The sequence below is a fragment of the Massilia aquatica genome (genome assembly GCF_011682045.1).
Taxonomy (GTDB): Bacteria; Pseudomonadota; Gammaproteobacteria; order Burkholderiales; family Burkholderiaceae_D; genus Telluria_A; species Telluria_A aquatica.
This window is the reverse complement of record NZ_VVIW01000036.1, coordinates 38229-57487: the sequence shown is the minus strand read 5'-3', so window position 1 is coordinate 57487 and position 19259 is coordinate 38229. Positions and strand designations below refer to the sequence as shown.

The following is a 19259-nucleotide window of genomic DNA, read 5'->3' as shown; positions in this document are numbered from 1 at the left end:
ATCATTCGAACCACTTCCAGCTTCAGGCTGGGATCGAATGTCTTCCGCTTTCTTGTTGCCATGTATTACTCCTCAGATGGTGGATTTTCCACCTATTGAGGTGTCCGAGCAAATTAGACCACAGCAATGCTCATGATTGTTGCCCTCTATTTTAAAGCATCACAAGCCGTCTCCTCTTTTTTCATTGGCCTTCTTGCACGCAAAGCAAACCTTCTTTTATAAAAAAGAGCGTGGAAACGGCCAATTTAGCTACGCCCAGCCGTGTCCGTTTGCAAGACCTGACCCGTGTCCCTTGACTCTCAGCCCGATTGCTGCCCCTAAGCCGTAACTGTCAGCGCGGGTTCCTGTGCTGGCCCGCTCGCCCTGCCCCGCTACCCCTTTTAATCGTTGCAACTTGCTTTTTCAGGAATTAGCTTAGAAAATTCAAACTCTTTAAAAACAATCGATATCCACTCATCTTTATCAAAACACATCAGATGCTGGAATATCCCAGGTTCTTCAACGGTGAACTGATGAACCAAAAGATCTACCGGCTCGGACTGAAGTAATAGGAGAGGGACGGCCAAATCAATCCTTGTAACATTTAGATATGACAAAGCCGATTTTACGATTCTGTTCGTGTGCGATTGTAGGCACGGGCCCTCTGCAGCATGCATATAGAAGAACTGAAGCGGTCGATTTACTTAAACATTAGTCCCTGTCTAATATCGGATCTGAACCGTACCGCTCGTGACCCCGCTGGTCGGCGTTAATCGTTTTCGTCATCTTCATAGTCGTCACGCAGCATTGCTGGCGTCAGATCAGGGAAATCCTTAAACACCTTCACCATGACCTCTGAATACAAGACTCCGAGCACTTCGCCAATGCCTCGTCTTAGCTTAAGATAATCAGGATCATGTTCTCCGCTATCTGCCCGATCGTCGTAGACAACACTATTTAAGTCAGCGCTAACTTGCAAAAAAACTTTAGTCAAAAATTCAGCATTTTCAAGTTTCATAAGTATCCATCAACGAGGTAGCTTGAGCGAGAAAAGGTCCAGAAGTCCAGAACGATTCGTAGGATCAGAGCGGCAACAAGTCATCACAAGCCGTCTCCTCTTTTTTCGCAGGCCGTCTTGCAGGCAAAGTGTATTACAACGTTGCACACCGCATACGTAGTCACACTTGCTCACCATTGGTCGGGCGCCTTACCCTGCCACGCAGCGGGTGAGATGCTCAGTGCCGACGAAAAAATATATATCGGACAGTCGTACCGCACAAACAGGAACGGTCGAGGTCAACTGGAACTGCATGGCCTCTCCTTGAACGTCAAAAGGCGTGGAAAAGTTCTCGACCAAATGAAAAACAGCTTTCGTCCTCCTAGTCGTATTGGATGAATGAATTTTTCCCTATGATTTTTCCATCGTCAGTGAGGGAAACATCGCAATATGCCTTGTCCAGCATGAAGCCTTTGAAAATGAAGGTGTGCTTGTTGTTGGCAAAACCCGCTTCGGGAAAACCATAGTGACTGGCAGAGACCCTTCCTCCGGGTACTTTATGGTAGCCGATATCCTTCTCGAATTTTTCAATTTCAGAATGAATATCCGAACCCAATGGCATGCGTTCGCAAAAATTCCAAGCTTCTTTTTCAGCACTCGCGTTCGCATACCAAATGGACGCACACAATACGCTGAGCAAGGAGAGGAGGATCAGCGCGCCTTTGGTCAGTTGTTTAGCCATCTTTTATCCTGATGCTCCAGGTGCTACCTTGTTGCGGGCCGCTTACGCCCCACCTGCGCGACAAAAACGCGATCAAAAAATGCTGAAGCGAACTGTCTTGGCAGTGGCGACACACATAATTTTCTATTTTGACACATTCTTCGTACCAGTCATGTGGACTGGCAGTTGCATCAAATGTGTCCTGCTGTTCCCGCGTACGCAGAATCTCCGTCCTCGCGCTGGCCCGAAAGATGGCATGTCTGCTCGATGCGTGGCCTGCTTGGAAAGTTGGCGTACTCGCGACTAGCTTCAGCGGGGTGCGGACATAGCGCACCAAGTGCATCGACGCAGGCAGAACCGCCGATGTCGATGAATGCAAGAGGTGGAAGAGGAAACAGACAGGGCGGAAAAGCGCAGCGCCTTCCACCGTTGAGGAGTATGACAGGCGTACTAGCCCGGCATACGGCGAAAGGCGCTCCGCTTTTCCGCCCAAGGGCGTAGCCCACAGACGTGGCGCCAGCGTTGCGGCGCACTTGTAACAACCACCCGTAAACAACGGAATATATTATTTAGGAATAATAGGTACTCATCAGCCGGATCAACTCAGTCATCATCCGGATCGCGCCCCTGCATCGCCGCCTTGACCGCGCGCTGCGAAAACCCGCGCTGCATCAAGAACCGCATCTGCTTGTTGCGCTCGGCGGGATCGCTCGCCACCGTGCCGTACTTGCGCTCCCACACTTCGCGGGCGCGCGCCATCTCGCTGTCGGCAAGACCCGCCTTGAGTTCCTGCAAGGCTTCGCCCTTGACACCGTGACTTTGCAGCTCGGCCATGATGCGGCTGTTGCCGAAGCGCGCAGAGCGGCGGTGAATCAGGGATTCGGAAAACCGTTCCTGCGACAGCCAGTTGTTTTTCTCTAAAAAATCGAGAAGGGCGTCGACATCCTCACCCTCCTCCGCATGGCGCGCCAGCTTGCGCCCCAGCTCGAGCCGGCTGTGCTCGCGCATCGAGAGATAGCGCAGGGCACGGCCTTTCAGGCTCAGTTGGGGTGCTGCCATCGCCAAACCCGCCGATTACTCGGGGACTGCCTTCAGCTTGGCCGGCTTGACAGCAGGCTCTTCGCCACCGACTGGCGGCAGTTCGCGCACGCCGAGGGCGACGCGGACCTTGTTTTCGATCTCGCGCGCCAGAGCCGGACGCTCCTTGAGGTAAATACGCGCATTATCCTTACCCTGGCCGATACGTTCGCCGTTATAGCTGTACCAGGAACCCGACTTCTCGACGATCTTGTTATCCGCACCCAGATCCAAAATCTCGCCTTCGCGCGACGTGCCTTCGCCATAAAGAATGTCGAAGTGGGCTTCCTTGAATGGTGGCGCGATCTTGTTCTTGACGACCTTGACCTTGGTTTCGTTACCGATGACTTCGTCGCCGGATTTGATCGAACCGGTACGGCGGATGTCTAGGCGCACGGAGGCGTAGAACTTGAGCGCGTTACCACCGGTAGTGGTTTCCGGGCTGCCGAACATGACGCCGATTTTCATGCGGATCTGGTTAATGAAAATCACCAGGGTGTTGGTGCGGTTGATCGAACCGGTCAGCTTGCGCAGCGCCTGGGACATCAAACGTGCCTGCAAACCCGGCAGCGAGTCGCCCATGTCGCCTTCGATCTCGGCGCGCGGCGTGAGCGCTGCGACCGAGTCGATCACTACCAGGTCGACGCTGCCCGAACGCACCAGCGCATCGGTGATTTCCAGTGCCTGTTCACCCGTGTCCGGCTGCGAAATGAGCAGTTCGGACAGGTTGATGCCCAGTTTTTGGGCGTAACCAACGTCGAGCGCGTGCTCGGCATCGATAAAGGCGCAGGTGCCGCCCAGTTTTTGCATTTGCGCGATGGTCTGCAGGGTCAGGGTGGTTTTACCCGACGACTCAGGACCGTAGATCTCGACCACGCGGCCGCGCGGCAGGCCACCCACGCCGAGCGCGATGTCCAGGCCGAGCGAGCCGGTCGAGACGACCTGCACATCTTCAACTGGCGCATTGGCGTCCATGCGCATGACGGAGCCCTTGCCGAACTGCTTTTCAATCTGCGCGAGGGCAGCGGCCAGCGCTTTGCCCTTCTCGCCAGCATTTAATACGGTTTTTTTATCGTCCATAACTTTCTTTCAGTCCAGAGAGTGGTCCAGATCAAGGGCGGATGTCACGTCACAGGCAGTACTGTACAAATAAACAGTGGTTTGTGCAAGCGCCACACGCCCGATTTCAAAAAAATTCCCGGCGTTGCGGCAAATGAAACACAATAGCCTTAATTAGACGTCCCGGTGCCCAGATGCGTATTTTACTTGCCGAAGATGATAGCGTGCTTGCCGATGGATTGACGCGCTCCTTGCGCCAGTCGGGCTACGCCATCGATTGTGTGAAGAACGGACAGGAGGCCGATACCGCCCTGTCCACCCAGGAATTCGACCTCTTGATCCTCGACCTGGGCTTGCCGCGCCTGTCCGGACTGGAAGTGCTGCGCCGCCTGCGCGCGCGCGCGTCGCTCCTGCCGGTGCTGATCCTCACTGCGGCCGATTCGATCGAGCAGCGCGTCAACGGGCTCGACCTGGGCGCCGACGATTACATGGCCAAGCCGTTCGCCCTGTCCGAACTCGAAGCGCGCGTGCGCGCCCTGACCCGGCGCGGCGCCGGCGGCGGCGCGGCGGTGGTGCGCCATGGCCCGCTGGCCTACGACCAGGTCGGCCGCAGCGCCTATATCAACGACCAGATGCTGGACCTGTCGGCGCGCGAGCTGGGCCTGCTCGAGATTTTGCTGGCGCGCGCCGGGCGCCTGGTGTCGAAGGAACAGCTGGTCGACCATTTATGCGAATGGGGCGAGGAAGTGTCGAACAACGCCATCGAAGTCTACGTGCACCGCCTGCGCAAGAAAATCGAGGTGGGCGGGGTGCGCATCGCCACCGTGCGCGGGCTGGGCTACTGCCTGGAAAAATTCCTTGATCCCGGCCGCCCCACGCCAGACACGGGCGTGGCATCGAAGTGAGCGTGCGCGACGCCGCCCTGGCGCCGCCGGATGCCCCGGACGCCCTCGATACCCTGTATGTGCCGCCCGGCGCCGAACTCGAAGAAAACATCCAGCATTCCCTGTTCGGCGAAATCCTCGACTGGATGCTGGCGCCCCTGCTGCTGCTGTGGCCGATGAGTATCGCCATCACCTACCTGGTGGCCAAGTCGATCGCCAACCAGCCCTTCGACCATGCGCTGGAAGACAGCATCACCGTGCTGGCCCAGCAGGTGCGCGAAGTCGACGGCAAGGTGCTCTCGCGCCTGCCCGGCAGCGCGCGCGACATCCTGCGCGCCGACGATGTGGACCAGGTGTTCATCCAGATCACCGGTCCGCGCCGCGAGCACATCGACGGCGACCGCGACCTGCCGCTGCCGGCGGATGACGAGCGCCTGCGCAACGGCCGCGTGCATTTCCGCAATGAACTGATGCACGGCACGCCGGTGCGCATCGCCTTTTCCTACGTCAACCTGCGCCCGCTGGCCAAACGCGGCGACGAGCCCTGGGCGGCCCTGGTGCAGGTGGCCGAAACCCTGGACAAGCGCGCCCAGCTGGCCAACGAAATCATCAAGGGCGTGATTCTGCCCCAGTTCATCATCTTGCCGATCGTGCTGGCCCTGGTCTGGTTCGCCCTGGCGCGCGGCCTCTCGCCGCTGGCGCAGTTGCAGGAACGCATACGCGCGCGCCGTCCGGACGATCTGTCGCCGATCGATTCGCGCCAGGTGCCGGAAGAAATCTCGCCGCTGGTCGGGTCCCTCAACGATATGCTGGAGCGCCTGTCGCAAACCATCGAAATGCAAAAACGCTTCATCGCCGACGCCGCCCACCAGATGAAAACCCCGCTGGCCGGCATGCGCATGCAGTCCGAACTGGCGCTGCGCCAGCGCGACCCCGAAGAAATCCGCCGCTCGCTCGAGCAACTGGCCAAGAGTTCCGAGTCAGCCACGCGCCTGGTCAACCAGCTCTTGGCCCTGGCGCGCGCCGAAAACCAGCCCAACGCGGGTCTCGCCTACGAACAGCTGGACCTGCGCGAGAGCGCGCGCGACACCGTGCAGGACTGGGTGCAAGCCTCGTTCGCGCAGCGCATCGACCTCGGCTTCGAGCAGCCGGACCAGCCGGTGCATATCGCCGCCAACGCGATGATGCTGCGCGAAATGCTCTCGAACCTGATCGACAACGCCCTGCGCTACACCCCGGCCGGCGGCAGCGTGACGGTGCGGGTGCGGCGCGACGCTGAACTGGCGATCCTGGAAGTGGAAGACAGCGGCCCCGGCATCGCCCCGGCCGAGCGCGCCCACGTGTTCGAACGCTTCTACCGCATCCTCGGCAACAGCGCGCCCGGCAGCGGCCTCGGCCTGGCCATCGTGCGCGAGATCGCCCAGCAGCACGGGGCCGAGGTCGACATTTTCAACAACCCGCGCAGCGGACAGAAAAAATTGCCCGGCTGCCTGTTCCGCCTGACATTCCCGCCGCCGCGCATCACCGACGAGGACGACGCCTGATGCCGGCAGCCCTCGACTCGGTGGCCGCGCAGCGGCGCCGCCTGGTGGCCGCGCGCCGCGCGCACTGGCGCCGCACCCGCCGCATCACCGCCATCCTGCTGCTGGTGTGGCTGGCGACCGGTTTTTGCACCGTGTTTTTCGCGCGCGAACTGGCCGCCTGGTCGCTGGCCGGCTGGCCGCTGCCGTTCTACCTGGCCGCCCAGGGCGCCTCGCTGGTGTACCTGGCCATCCTCGGCGCCTACGTGCTGGCCATGCGGCGCGCCGACCGGCGTTTCCTGGCACGCCTGAAAGACGCACCGGAGGCCGCCTCATGAGCGCCGCGTTCCGGCGCCTGAGCCGCTATTACCTGTGGTTCACGGTCTGCTTTGTCGCCTTCATCGTCTCGCTGGCCCTGCTCGAGCGCGAAGGCATGCCGCGCGTCTGGCTCGGCTACCTGTATATGTTCGCCACCATCGTGCTGTACGCCGCCATCGGCGTGATCAGCCGCACCTCGAACGTGACCGAATACTATGTGGCCGGACGGCGCGTGCCGGCCCTGTTCAACGGCATGGCCACCGCCGCCGACTGGATTTCGGCGGCCAGCTTCATCAGCCTGGCCGGCGGGCTGTACCTGCACGGCTTCGACGGCCTGGCCTACATCATGGGCTGGACCGGCGGCTATTGCCTGGTGGCGCTGCTGATCGCGCCCTACCTGCGCAAGTTCGCCCAGTACACCATCCCCGACTTCCTGGCGGCGCGCTACGGCGGCGGCGCCGGCGGGCGCGGCGGGCCGGTGCGGGTGATGGCGGTGGCCGCCACCATCATCGTCTCGTTCACCTACGTGGTGGCGCAGATCTACGCGGTCGGGCTGATCGCCTCGCGCTTCACCGGGGTCGATTTTTCGGTCGGGATTTTCCTCGGGCTGGCCAGTATTTTGGTGTGCTCGTTTTTGGGCGGCATGCGCGCCATTACCTGGACCCAGGTGGCGCAGTACATCATCATCCTGGTGGCGTTCCTGCTGCCCACCATGTGGCTCTCGCTCAAGCATGCCGACAATCCGGTGCCGCAGGTGGCCTACGGCGCCGTCATGCCCAAGCTGGCCGCGCGCGAAGCCGAACTCGAGCGCGACCCGCGCGAGCGCGAAGTGCGCGCCATCTTCGCCCAGCGCGCCGCCGCCTACGGCGCCCTGGCGGCGGCCCTGCCCGGCTCGTGGGACATGGGGCGCCAGCAGGTGCAGCACCGGCTTGACGCGGTGCGCCTGCGCAACGCCACCATGGGCGAAATCCGCGCCGCCGAACGCGCGCTGGTGCTCTATCCCAAGAGCGCCGAAGAAGCGGCGCGCCTGTGGAGCACGGCGCGCGCGGCCAACCTGGCCCGTTCCCGGCCGCCCCAGCCGCACGCCACGCCGTTTCCCGGGGCCGACCGCGCCGCCTCCGACATCCGCCGCAACAACTTCCTGGCGCTGGTGTTCTGCCTGATGCTGGGCACGGCCGCGCTGCCGCACATCCTGATGCGCTCCTACACCACCGCTTCGGTGCACGACACCCGCGTGTCGGTGTTCTGGACCCTGTTCTTCATCCTGCTCATCTACCTGTCGATCCCGGCGCTGGCGGTGCTGATCAAGTACGACCTGTACAGCGCGCTGGTCGGCACCAAATTTTCCAACCTGCCCAGCTGGATCGGCTACTGGGCCAATGTCGACAAGCTCAATCCCCTGATCAGCATCGCCGACATCAACCGCGACGGCATTGTGCAGCTGGCCGAAATCGCCATCGACGGCGACATGCTGGTGCTGGCCACGCCCGAAATCGGCGGCCTGCCGTACGTGATCTCGGGCCTGGTGGCGGCCGGCGGGCTGGCGGCGGCGCTGTCGACCGCCGACGGCCTGCTGCTGGCCATTTCCAACGCGCTCTCGCACGACTTTTACTACAAGGTGCTCGACCCCGGCGCCTCGACCCAGAAGCGGGTGACCATTTCCAAGCTGCTGCTGCTGGCGGTGGCCTTCATCGCCGCCTACGCCGCCTCGCAAAAACCAGCCGACATCCTGTCGCTGGTGGGCGCGGCGTTTTCGCTGGCCGCCTCGACCCTGTTCCCGGCGCTGGTGCTGGGCGTGTTCTGGAAGCGCGCCAACCACGCCGGCGCGCTGGCCGGCATGGCGGCCGGCTTCGGCGTGTGCCTGTACTACATGCTGCACACCAATCCCATCCTCGGCGGCAGCGCGGCCGGCCAGTGGTTCCACATCGCGCCGATGTCGGCCGGAGTGTTCGGCGTGCCGGCTGGGCTGCTGGTGCTGGTGGCCGCCAGCCTGCTTACCCGCGCGCCGGATGCGCGCGCGCGCGGCCTGGTCGACCATGTACGCGCGCCCGAATGACGAATTGTCGTAACAACGCCGCAGCGCCGCGAAACGCGCTGGCAGCCGGGCGGCCAAGCCGCTAGGATTGATCGCTGGGCGGCGCTGCGCCGCGCATTGCCGTCTTCCGACAAGCGTCTTCCGACAAGCGAGGTCTTATGTCCGGCCACCTGCCGCATCCACTGCTGTATCGACTGCACTTGTTGCGCATCGCCTTCCTGTGCGCCTGCGCCCTCTTGATGCGCGCCGCCGCCGCCGCCGCGCCTGCCGCGCCACCGCCGCTGGCCGACTTCTTCGACAACCCGGCCTTCAGCGCCGCCACGCTCTCGCCCGACGGCAAGTTCCTTGCGGTGCGCTACAACAAGGACAACCAGCGCGACCGCCTGATCGTGATCGAACTGGCCAACCGGGATGTCAAGGTGGCGGCCAGCTTCAGCGACCGCGATGTCGGCAATTTCCAGTGGGTCAACAACGAACGCCTGGTGCTCGACACCACCGACAAGACCGTCGGCCCGGGCGACGAGCGCTACTGGCCAGGCCTGTACGCGGTCAACCGCGACGGCGCCAAATTCCGCCAGCTGGTGCAGGCCAGCGCGTCCTTTTTGCAGGACCGCGCCGTAAGCAGCAACATTTTGCCGGCCAACCATTTCCTGGTCGAACAAACCGGTGCGCAAAACTCGGACGATGTGTACGTCATCAATCCCAAGCGCGAAGGCTTGCACGGGGACGGAGACCTGAAACATGTCAACCTGCTGCGCCTCAATACCGTCACCGGCCGCAGCGAAACCGTGCGCCGGCCCGGGCCGGCGATGGGGTGGCTGCTCGACCACAAGGGCGAGCCGCGCATCTGCATCACGCTCGACAAGAATATCCAGACCACCTGGTACCTGGACCCGGCCAACAATCAATGGCGCGAGATCGCCGCCTTCGATGCCTACCTGGGCGGCAAGGATACCTTCACGCCACTGGCCTTCGCCCCCGACGGCACCCTGTACGTGAAGAGCGCCAGGGGCAAGGACAAGCAGGCCCTGCATACCTTCAACCTGAGCACCATGCAGATCAGCGCGGAGCCGCTGTTGGTGCTGGCCGACTACGATTTCAGCGGCGAGCTGATCACCACGCGCGACAAGCTGCTCGGCGTGCGCTACCTGAGCGACGCGCGCGCGACGGTGTGGTTCGACGCCAGGATGAAAACCCTGCAGGAAGCCATCGACGCCGCCCTGCCGGCCACCGTCAACCTGGTCGAGGTGCCGGCCCGCGCCGAGGCGCCCTGGGTGCTGGTGCGCTCGTATTCCGACCGCCAGCCCGAGCGCTACCTGCTGTACAACGTGGACACCGGCAAGTTCAACCCGGTCGGCAGCACGCACGAACGCATCGTGCCGGCCCAGATGGCTGCGCAGGAAGCGGTGCGCTACAAGGCACGCGATGGCCTGGCCATTCCGGCCTGGCTGACCGTACCCAACGGCGCACGCAACGGTGGGGGCAACAAGCTGCCGCTGGTGCTGCTGGTGCACGGCGGCCCCTGGGTGCGCGGCGGCGAATGGCGCTGGTCGGCCGACAGCCAGTTCCTGGCCTCGCGCGGCTATGCGGTGCTGGAACCCGAATTTCGCGGCAGCACCGGCTTCGGCAGGGCACACTACCACGCCGGCTGGAAACAATGGGGCTTGAAGATGCAGGACGATCTGGCCGACGGCGCCCGCTGGGCCATCGCCGAAGGCATCGCCGACCCCAAGCGCATCTGCATCGCCGGCGCCAGCTACGGCGGCTACGCCACCCTGATGGGGCTGGTGAACGACGCGGCCTTGTACCAATGCGGCATCAACTGGGTCGGCGTGACCGACATCAACCTGCTCTACACCGGGCACTGGAGCTCTACCTCCGACATGAGCAGCGACTACCTGAAGTACGGTGCGCCGGCCCTGATCGGCGATCCGGTCAAGGATGCGGTCCAGTTGCGCGCCACCTCGCCGCTGATGCAGGCCGCGCGCATCCGCCAGCCGGTGCTGCTGGCCTACGGCGCGGTCGACCGGCGCGTGCCGCTGTACCACGGCAAGAAGTTCGTCGAGGCGCTCAAGGAGCACAATCCCGACGTCGAATGGGTGGTGTACCAGGAAGAGGCGCATGGCTGGTCGCTGCCGAAGAACCGCATCGACTTCTGGAGCCGGGTCGAGAAATTCTTGCAGCGCCATATCGGCACGGCGCGCGCCGGGGACGAACGATAGCACTGGCGCCGGACTTGGCAAAACGCTAGTATTGACAGAATGGACAGAACATCGTCGTCGATCCCTTTTACCGAGCCCATCCATGCCCGCTGTACGCCCGTCCCTTCCGCACCGTCGCGCCCTGCACGTTTGCGCCCTGCTCGTCTGCGCTTTGGCCGCGCCCGCCTTTGCCGCCGAACCGGCCGCGCCGGCGCCGCCGCCGCTGGCCGCCTTTTTCGACAACGCGGTCTTCAGCGCCGCGGAACTTTCACCCAACGGCAAGTTCCTGGCCGTGCGCTTTTCCAGCGATAACAAGCGCGACCGCCTGATCGTGATCGACCTGGCCAGCAACGCCACCACGGTCGTGGCCCAGTTCGACGATCGCGATGTCAACACCTTCCAATGGGTCAACAACGAGCGCCTGGTGCTGGACTCGACCGACAAGCGCATCGGCCTGGGCGACATGGTGCACGGCCCGGGCCTGTTCGCGGTCAACCGCGACGGCAGCAATTTCAGGCAGCTGGTGCACCTCACCTGGGCGGCTTTCAAGCAACGCAGCGTGACCAGGATCACCTTGCCGCCCGACCACTACCTGGTGAGGCAGGCCGGCGCGCAGGCCTCCGACGAGGTGTACCTGACCAATCCCAAGCGCGACGGCGTGCGCGAGAACGGCGACATCAAGTACGTCAACCTGATCCGCCTGAACACCGTGAACGGACGCGCCGAGACGGTCGCGCGGCCGGGGCCGGCCCTGAGCTGGCTGCTCGACCACAAGGGCCAGCCGCGCCTGTGCGTCACGCTGGAAAACAATCTCGAAACCATCTGGTATCTCGATCCGTCCAGCAATGAATGGCGCACCCTGGCCTCCTTCGACCGCTACGCGGGCGGCAAGGATGCCTTCACCCCGCTGGCCTTCGGCCCGGACGGCACCTTGTACGTGACCAGCGACGCCGGCAAGGACAAGCTGGCACTGCATACCTTCGACCTGGCTAGCAAGCGCATCAGCGCCGAACCGGTGGTGTCGCTGACCGACTACGACTTCAAGGGCCAGCTGGTCACCTCAGGCGAAAAGCTGCTGGGGGCGCGTTACCTGAGCGACGCGCAAGCGACGGTGTGGTTCGACAGCAAGATGAAAACCCTGCAGGCGAGCATCGACGCCGCCCTGCCCTCGACCGTCAACCTGATCACGCCGGCGGCGCTCGCCGACAGTCCCTGGGTGCTGGTGCAATCGTATTCCGACCAGCAACCCGAGTACTACGCCTTGTACAACATCCAGACCGGCAAGTTCACCGGCGTCGGCAGCACCCGGGAGCGCATCGTGCCGGACCAGATGGCCACGCAGGAACTGGTGCGCCTGACGGCGCGCGACGGCCTGGCGCTGCCGGCCTGGCTCACGCTGCCGCACCCGGCCGGCCCAGGCAAGAGCGGGCGCAAGAACCTGCCGATGGTGGTGCTGGTGCACGGCGGGCCCTACCTGCGCGGCAGCGAATGGGGCTGGTCGGCCGAAGGCCAGTTCCTGGCCTCGCGCGGCTACGCGGTGCTGCAACCCGAGTTTCGCGGCAGCACCGGCTTCGGCGACAAACACTACAAGGCCGGCTGGAAGCAATGGGGCTTGAAGATGCAGGACGACATTGCCGACGCCACCCGCTGGGCCATCGCCCAGGGCATCGCCGACCCCAAACGCATCTGCATCGCCGGCGCCAGCTACGGCGGCTATGCCACCCTGATGGGCCTGGTGAACGATCCGGCCCTGTACAAGTGCGGCATCAACTGGGCTGGCGTGACCGACATCAAGCTGCTCTACACGGGCCACTGGAGCGCTACCTCGGATGCCAGCAGCGCCTACCTGAAGTACGGCGCGCCGACCCTGATCGGCGACCCCGACAAGGATGCGGCCCAGCTGCGCGCCACCTCGCCGCTGCTGCAGGCCGCGCGCATCACCCAGCCGCTGCTGATGGCCTATGGCGGGGCCGACCGGCGCGTGCCGCTGTATCACGGCCAGAAGTTTTACGACGCCGTCAAAGCCGGCAATCCCGAGGTCGAATGGGTCGTGTATCAGGAAGAAGGGCATGGCTGGTCGTTGCCAAAAAACCGCATCGACTTCTGGGGACGGGTCGAAAAATTTCTCGGGCGCCACATCGGTACGCCGTAACAGGCCGCCACTGTCATGAACACGCAACAATTACAACAGCGCTGCCGCGCTTTTGCGCATGCCAGCGAGACATTGCATCCGTATCCGGGCACTATTCCGGAGGATGCGGTGGGCGCAAAAAAGTTCGCCTGCGTCAAGACCAGCGAACCGGAAAAAGGGCGCTTCAGCCTGCGCGGCGCGCCCGGGCTGTTTCTCGGACTGAGCGCCATGCCTGGTGTAAAACCGGCGCCCACCATGCCGCGTTTTCATTGGGCGACGATGGGCGATGTGTGCCGTTTTCCGCCGCGGGGGCTGGCCGAATTGCTGGCCTGGCAGTACCAGAAAGCCCGTTCCGCGCTTAGCAAGGCAGAGCTCGCTGCACGGGACGGCAAGGCGGCTTGAGGACGCTCGTTCCCGGCTGGCGGGCGCCTGCCGGACGCCTGGCGCACGCCTGTCGGACGCCCATTTCTACCACGTCCACAGCGCGTTCTCAAAGTTATTATTTCTACAATTTTGATGCAATTTCGATATAAAATATCGCACTGCTGTGCCATCAATGCATCCAACACGAAACACGAGACCCACATGACCATCCCTTTCCAGTACCACCGCGCGCCCCGCCTGCTGGCGCTCGCCGGCGCCGTTGCCATGGCCTTCGCCGCCGGTTGCAGTAACGACGGTTCTTCCGGTTCCAATTCGAACAATTCTGCCAAGCCGGGCGAGGCGGCCGCCAAATACCAGGCCGAGATCAGCCGCACTTCGTTCGGCGTGCCGCACATCAAGGCCAACGATGAAGGCAGCCTGGCCTACGGCGTGGCGACCGCCTATGCGCAAGACAATGTCTGCCTGCTGGCCGACGAATTCACCACCGTCAGCGGCGAGCGCTCGAAACACTTCGGCCCGACCGCCACGCGCCAGACTTCGGACATTCCGAACCTGCAGACCGATTTCTTCTACCGCATCATCAACGATGACGAGGCGGTCAAAAACGCCTGGAACGCCCACTCGGCGCCGATGAAAGCGATGATCGAAGGCTATGTCGCCGGCTATAACGATTACCTCGACAAGACCGGCATGAACAACCTGCCCACCGCCTGCAAGAACGGCGCCTGGGTGCGCAAGGTGAACGAACAGGACATGATCAAGCTGCTGCGCCGCTACGCCGCTGAAGCCAGTTCCGGCCAGTTCATCGGCGCCATGGTGGGCGCCACGCCGCCCGGCCAGAATGGCTTGATCCCGGCCGTGCCGCCCAAGGCCGGCATGCATCCGATGGACCCCGACTACTGGGTCGCGATGCGCGAACGCACCGGCAGCAATGCCGTGGCGCTGGGCAAGGACGCCACCGACAACGGCCAGGGCATGCTGCTCGGCACCCCGCACTTCCCATGGCGCGGCGCGCTGCGTTTCTACCAGCTGCACCTGACCATTCCCGGCAAGCTCGACGCGATGGGCGCCGCCCTCGGTGGCATGCCGATGGTTAATATCGGCTTCAACCAGAACCTGGCCTGGAGCCATACGGTCAACAACTCGGCCCACTTCACGGTGCACATGACGCCGCTCGACCCGAGCGATCCGACCAAGTACATCGTCGACGGCAAGCCGCAGGCCATGACGCGCAAGACCATCAATGTCGAGGTCAAGGGCGCCGATGGTTTGCTGAGCACGCAGACGCGCACCTTCTACAGCAGCCAGTACGGCCCGGTGGTCGTCATTCCCGGCCAGCTCGACTGGAACGCCGGCATGGCGTTTTCGCTCAACGACGCCAACCTCGGCAACCATCGCCTGCTGGAACAGTGGTACGGCATGAACACGGCGCGCAGCCTGGACGAGTTCAAGGCCTCGATCGACCGCACCGTCGGCCTGCCATGGGTCAACACCCTGGCCGTCGACAAGGAAGGCGCGTCCCTGTTCATGGACGTCACCGTGGTTCCGCATGTCACCAAAGCCATGCAGGACGCCTGCGTGCCGGGGCCGTTCAAACCGCTGGCCGCGCGCGGCCTGTTCGTGCTGAGCGGCGCCACCAGTGCCTGCGCGCCCGCCACCGACAAGGCCGCGCCGCAGCCGGGCATCTTCGCCGGCGCCAGCCTGCCGCGCCTGGTGCGCAGCGACTACGTGCAAAACTCCAACGACAGCGCCTGGCTGTCCAACCCGCAAGCGCCGCTGACCGGCTTCCCGGATATCGTCAGCGTCGACAATGTCGAGCAGTTTGGCCGCACCCGCCTCGGCATCACCCAGGTGCAGAAGCGCCTGGCCGGCACCGACGGCCTGGCCGGACGCAAGATGACGGTGGCCCAGCTGCAAGCGCTGGCCTTGGGCAACCGCGTCTACTACGCCGACCAGATCATGGACGACGTGCTGGCCCTGTGCCGCGGTGACCAGGCCGACAGCGGCGATATCACGACCGCCTGCGCGCGCCTGAACCAGTGGGACCGCACGGTCAACCTCGACAGCAACATCGGCTATCTGTACTTTACCGGCCTGTGGGAGCGCATCCTGCGCGTGCCCGGCATGTGGGCGGTGCCGTTCAACCTGGCCGACCCGGTCAACACCCCGCGCGGCCTGAACCGCGACAACCCGGCCATCGCCACCACGGTACGCCAGGCGCTGGCGGCGGCGGCGCAGGACGTGGCCAAAATGGGCGTCTCGCAAGATGCGCGCTGGGGCGACGTGCAGCTGGCCACGCGCGGCACCCGCCGCATTCCGATCCACGGCGGCAAGGGCACCGATGGCGTGTACAACGCGATCGGCACCGTACCAAGCGGCGACGGCAAGCTTGAAGTGATCTACGGCACCAGCTACATCCAGACCGTGTCCTTCAACAAGGATGGCCCGCAAGTGCAAGCCATGCTGGCCTACTCGCAATCGACCGACCCGGCCTCGAAGCATTTCGCCGACCAGACCGAGCGCTTCTCAAAAAAAGAATGGATCACCCAGCCATACACGGAAGCGCAGATCAAGGCCGATCCGGCGTTCTCGACCATGACGGTGACGCGCAAGGCCGATGGCAAGGTGGCCGCCAAGCCGTAAGCTGAGCGTCCTCGTTCGTCCCAGGCTGTAAAGAAACAGGCAGCCGGCCGCCGTGGCGGTAGACTGCCTGTTCTCACCTCAAGGAGATGCACATGTCGTCAGGAAAAATTCTGGTCGCACAGGGAGGCGGACCCACCGCCGTCATCAACCAGTCGATGGTCGGCGTGGTGCTCGAAGCGCGCCGCTTTCGCAACGTCACGCGCGTGTACGGCGCCATGCACGGGGTGCGCGGCATTGTCGACGAAGACTTCATCGACCTGACCCAGGAAACCAGCCACAACCTGGAACTGGTCGGCAAGACGCCCTCCTCGGCGCTCGGTTCGACCCGCGACAAGCCCGACATGGCCTATTGCCAGAAGATTTTCGAGGTGCTGCGCGCACACGAGATCGAGCATTTTTTCTACATCGGCGGCAACGATTCGTCCGATACGGTGCGCATCGTCAGCCTAGAGGCGCAAAAGGCCGGCTATCCGCTGCGCTGCATTCACATTCCCAAAACCATCGATAACGATCTGGTCGGCAACGACCACACTCCCGGTTTTCCCTCGGCCGCGCGCTTCGTCGCGCAAGCCTTCGCCGGCGCCAATCTCGACAACGCGGCCTTGCCTGGCGTCTACGTGGGCGTGGTGATGGGACGCCACGCCGGCTTCCTGACCGCGGCCGCCGCGCTCGGGAAGAAATTTCCCGACGATGGCCCGCACCTGATCTACCTGCCCGAGCGCACCTTCGTGCTCGAGCAATTCCTGGCCGACGTCAAGGCCACCTATGAGCGCTACGGGCGCTGCGTGATCGCCGTGTCCGAAGGCATCCACGACGCTTCCGGCGAAGCGATCGCCAGTTTGCTATCGAGCGACATCGAGCGCGATGCGCACGGCAATGTGCAACTGTCGGGCACCGGCGCGCTGGCCGATTTGCTGTGCGACGAAATCAAGTCCAAGCTCGGCATCAAGCGCGTGCGCGGCGACACCTTTGGCTACCTGCAACGTTCCTTCATCGGCTGCGTGTCGGACGTGGACCAGCGCGAGGCGCGCGAAGTGGGCGAAAAAGCGGTGCAGTTCGCCATGTGGGGCGAGCGCGACGGCTCGGTGGCGATCAAGCGCACCGGCTACTACTCGGTCGATTACGAACTGGTGCCCCTGGAAAGCGTGGCCGGCAAGACGCGCACGATGGAAGACATTTTTATCAGCGAAAGCGGCACCGACGTCACCGACGCCTTCCGCCTTTACCTGCGCCCACTGCTCGGTTCGGGCATGCCCGACGCCTTCCGCCTGCGTCCGGCACCGGTCGAGAAGATCCTGGGCAAGAAATAGCGTAGACAGCGCCCGCGCCAGGTGGGGCCTGCGGGAAGATTCTCCTGACGCCGGGATGGCGGGCCGGCGAGCGCTTTATTTCTTCTTTCGCCTCGCTGGCGCATCACCTACCCAACCGGGATGGGGAACGTACTTGCGCACTTGCTCATCGAGTTCCCGGCTGTGGTACATATCCAGGCACTTGAGCAGCTTGAACTCGGCGCCGACGTATCCTTCGAACGGATTACTGTAGTCCCGGCGCAGGTATTTATCCACCAGCCGATTTGTGGCCCGGTTACCTTTATCGAGATCGTAATACGTCCAATCCAAGGAAATAATCGTGGTGATACGCGCATCGTCGCCTGCTGGCGACCCCTTGTAAGCTTCAGCGATGCACGCAGACAGCGCCCGGTCCTTGTAATTCTCGGCATTGGTACGGCTTGGTGCCATCACGGTCGATGTTCCTGCAGCGGCCGGCAAGGAAAAGCTCAACATGAGAGCGGCGAATGCGGGTGCGATGTTCATTAAGGGGTCCTGTCGTTCGCTCGGGTTGATGGGTATGCTGCGTCAGGTGGGTTGAATCAACAGCAGTTCACACGAACGGCATACGTGTTGTTCAAGGGTCTTCATGTCACCAATCGCGCCATTCGTCCGTAATGTCGCTGTCGGCGCGATCGAGCCCGGCGCTCTGGGCTGCGCATTGGATGAGTTTGCAAATATCCTCTCGTGCGTCGGTTTCGATGAGGCTGCGACCGCAGCGATCATTCAAGTCGTTGAGCGATTCGACCGCGTGCTGCACCGCCGCCATGATGCTGGCTTCATCGTCCCTCACCGCTGGAGCGTGAACAGTTTCCAGGTAATGGCTCAGGATCGCGTCGCATTGGGCGAGCTCGGCCTCGGTATAGCAATACGGATGATACCCGGGAGCTTTCGTTTGCACGTCGTCGCAGATCGCATCCAGATTCAGAAATGCCAGCGCCAGCATGGCGCGACGTAAGGCGTTAATCACCATGGGAATATCGGCATTCGCGGCCGGCTCCAACAGTCTGGCCAGGGAGATGTCAAAGACTTCGCGACATTTTTTTAGGAATTCCTCTTGCGCTTGAGCGTCTGGAGGGAGCGTGAAGGCACCGCTGACAAAGTCTTCAAAGCTGCCGTTACCGAGGTGATTCAATACCCACCGGATCTCGAACACAATGGCAAGAGGATCTTCCCACGCCGACTCCAGAAACACTCCCTCCAGGTGTTTTTTTAAGGCCAGCTCGCACGCTGTCAAGTTCAGAGGAATACGTACATCGTTATCCACAAGGGATGGCATGTAGTCGGCCATGCACGCGAGGATATGTGTTTTGAGATCAAGCAGTTCGGATGGAGGCGGTTGATTTGTCATAAATAAGCCTTTACTGGCCGATCCTGAGCCGGGCCGGCTCTGCATGAAGGATTGCGTCTGGCCGTTCGCAGTCGATTGTACTCGACACAATATCGACCGTGCACCGGCGCTTTTTTCCGCAAGTTCAACAAGTGCAACGGCCGATTCTGCGCCGTCGTTTTCTATCATTGTCGAACTCTGCGAATTTTCCAGACGCTGTCTTCTTTTTTTAAAGTCAGCTCCAGGTGGTGGATGCTTTCTTTGCTTGCTCCAAGCGTGACACGGACTGTTGCGGTATTTCCATTTATCCTGGATTTCGCAACTGAGATATTTTTTTCCCAATCATCATGATAGTCCTGCGTCTGGATAAAATGATCGGCATCCAGTCCATCCTCGCTATTCATACGCTTTTCAATTTCCGCAATCAGGGACTTTGAAACGTATGTGCCAAGTTTAACTTTTTCGTCGCGAAGCGGTTGATGATCCGTGACAAGCGAATGGATATACCATTTATAAAAAGCCGAAGTCGTAACCGCAGGTGATGAAAGTTCAGCGGCCAGCGCGGGAAAACTAAGGCAAGCTAACATGCATGAAAAAAACGCACAATGCGCCTTGGCGAATATTATCTTATTGATTTTTGACATAGACATAT

The 19259-nt window shown here is 62.3% G+C and carries 16 protein-coding genes; 9 read left to right on the top strand and 7 right to left on the bottom strand.

Annotated elements, in window-relative coordinates:
* Window positions 1–748: 748 nt before the first annotated feature.
* From F1609_RS31745 to recA, 4 genes are all read right to left on the bottom strand, one after another.
* Window positions 749–997 (bottom strand): hypothetical protein, encoded by a 249-nt coding sequence (locus F1609_RS31745; protein ID WP_167081543.1) that lies wholly within the window; start codon window positions 995–997, stop codon window positions 749–751.
* 361 nt (window positions 998–1358) lie between these two features.
* Window positions 1359–1718 (bottom strand): hypothetical protein, encoded by a 360-nt coding sequence (locus F1609_RS31740; protein WP_167081541.1) that lies wholly within the window; start codon window positions 1716–1718, stop codon window positions 1359–1361.
* 582 nt (window positions 1719–2300) lie between these two features.
* Window positions 2301–2756, bottom strand: coding sequence for a recombination regulator RecX (gene recX, locus F1609_RS31735; protein WP_167081539.1), 456 nt, complete (start codon window positions 2754–2756; stop codon window positions 2301–2303).
* A 15-nt stretch (window positions 2757–2771) separates the two neighbouring features.
* A complete protein-coding gene (recA, locus tag F1609_RS31730) occupies window positions 2772–3854 on the bottom strand; it encodes a recombinase RecA (protein WP_167081537.1) in 1083 nt (360 codons plus the stop codon).
* Window positions 3855–4027: 173 nt separating this feature from the next.
* Here recA and F1609_RS31725 point away from each other — a divergent pair, with 173 nt between their 5' ends.
* From F1609_RS31725 to F1609_RS31685, 9 genes are all read left to right on the top strand, one after another.
* The gene (locus F1609_RS31725; protein WP_167081535.1) at window positions 4028–4738 is read left to right on the top strand and encodes a response regulator; all 711 of its coding nucleotides are present in this window, start codon (window positions 4028–4030) and stop codon (window positions 4736–4738) included.
* Entirely contained in the window at window positions 4735–6261 is a 1527-nt protein-coding gene (locus F1609_RS31720; protein WP_370661696.1) for a sensor histidine kinase, read from the top strand. Before F1609_RS31725 ends, F1609_RS31720 begins: the two co-directional genes overlap by 4 nt.
* Window positions 6261–6575: a DUF4212 domain-containing protein gene (locus F1609_RS31715; RefSeq protein ID WP_167081533.1), complete on the top strand. Its 315-nt coding sequence runs from the start codon at window positions 6261–6263 to the stop codon at window positions 6573–6575. The genes F1609_RS31720 and F1609_RS31715 overlap by 1 nt, the downstream gene beginning before the upstream one ends.
* Window positions 6572–8611, top strand: coding sequence for a sodium:solute symporter family protein (locus F1609_RS31710; protein ID WP_167081531.1), 2040 nt, complete (start codon window positions 6572–6574; stop codon window positions 8609–8611). The genes F1609_RS31715 and F1609_RS31710 overlap by 4 nt, the downstream gene beginning before the upstream one ends.
* Before the next feature lie 137 nt (window positions 8612–8748).
* Window positions 8749–10812 (top strand): alpha/beta hydrolase family protein, encoded by a 2064-nt coding sequence (locus tag F1609_RS31705; RefSeq protein ID WP_229422170.1) that lies wholly within the window; start codon window positions 8749–8751, stop codon window positions 10810–10812.
* A gap of 82 nt (window positions 10813–10894) precedes the next feature.
* Window positions 10895–12943, top strand: a complete 2049-nt coding sequence (locus F1609_RS31700; protein WP_167081529.1) for a S9 family peptidase — start codon at window positions 10895–10897, stop codon at window positions 12941–12943.
* A gap of 15 nt (window positions 12944–12958) precedes the next feature.
* The gene (locus F1609_RS31695; protein WP_167081527.1) at window positions 12959–13324 is read left to right on the top strand and encodes an MmcQ/YjbR family DNA-binding protein; all 366 of its coding nucleotides are present in this window, start codon (window positions 12959–12961) and stop codon (window positions 13322–13324) included.
* A gap of 183 nt (window positions 13325–13507) precedes the next feature.
* A complete protein-coding gene (locus tag F1609_RS31690) occupies window positions 13508–15949 on the top strand; it encodes an acylase (protein ID WP_167081525.1) in 2442 nt (813 codons plus the stop codon).
* Between the two features lie 92 nt (window positions 15950–16041).
* Window positions 16042–17259, top strand: a complete 1218-nt coding sequence (locus F1609_RS31685; RefSeq protein WP_167081523.1) for a 6-phosphofructokinase — start codon at window positions 16042–16044, stop codon at window positions 17257–17259.
* A 75-nt stretch (window positions 17260–17334) separates the two neighbouring features.
* On the opposite strand, the gene F1609_RS31680 is transcribed toward F1609_RS31685, so the two are convergent.
* From F1609_RS31680 to F1609_RS31670, 3 genes are all read right to left on the bottom strand, one after another.
* Entirely contained in the window at window positions 17335–17763 is a 429-nt protein-coding gene (locus tag F1609_RS31680) for a type VI secretion system amidase immunity protein Tai4 (protein WP_187363182.1), read from the bottom strand.
* Window positions 17764–17869: 106 nt separating this feature from the next.
* Window positions 17870–18796: a hypothetical protein gene (locus F1609_RS31675; protein ID WP_167081521.1), complete on the bottom strand. Its 927-nt coding sequence runs from the start codon at window positions 18794–18796 to the stop codon at window positions 17870–17872.
* Entirely contained in the window at window positions 18793–19251 is a 459-nt protein-coding gene (locus F1609_RS31670) for a DUF3828 domain-containing protein (RefSeq protein ID WP_167081519.1), read from the bottom strand. Before F1609_RS31670 ends, F1609_RS31675 begins: the two co-directional genes overlap by 4 nt.
* Window positions 19252–19259 lie beyond the last annotated feature (8 nt).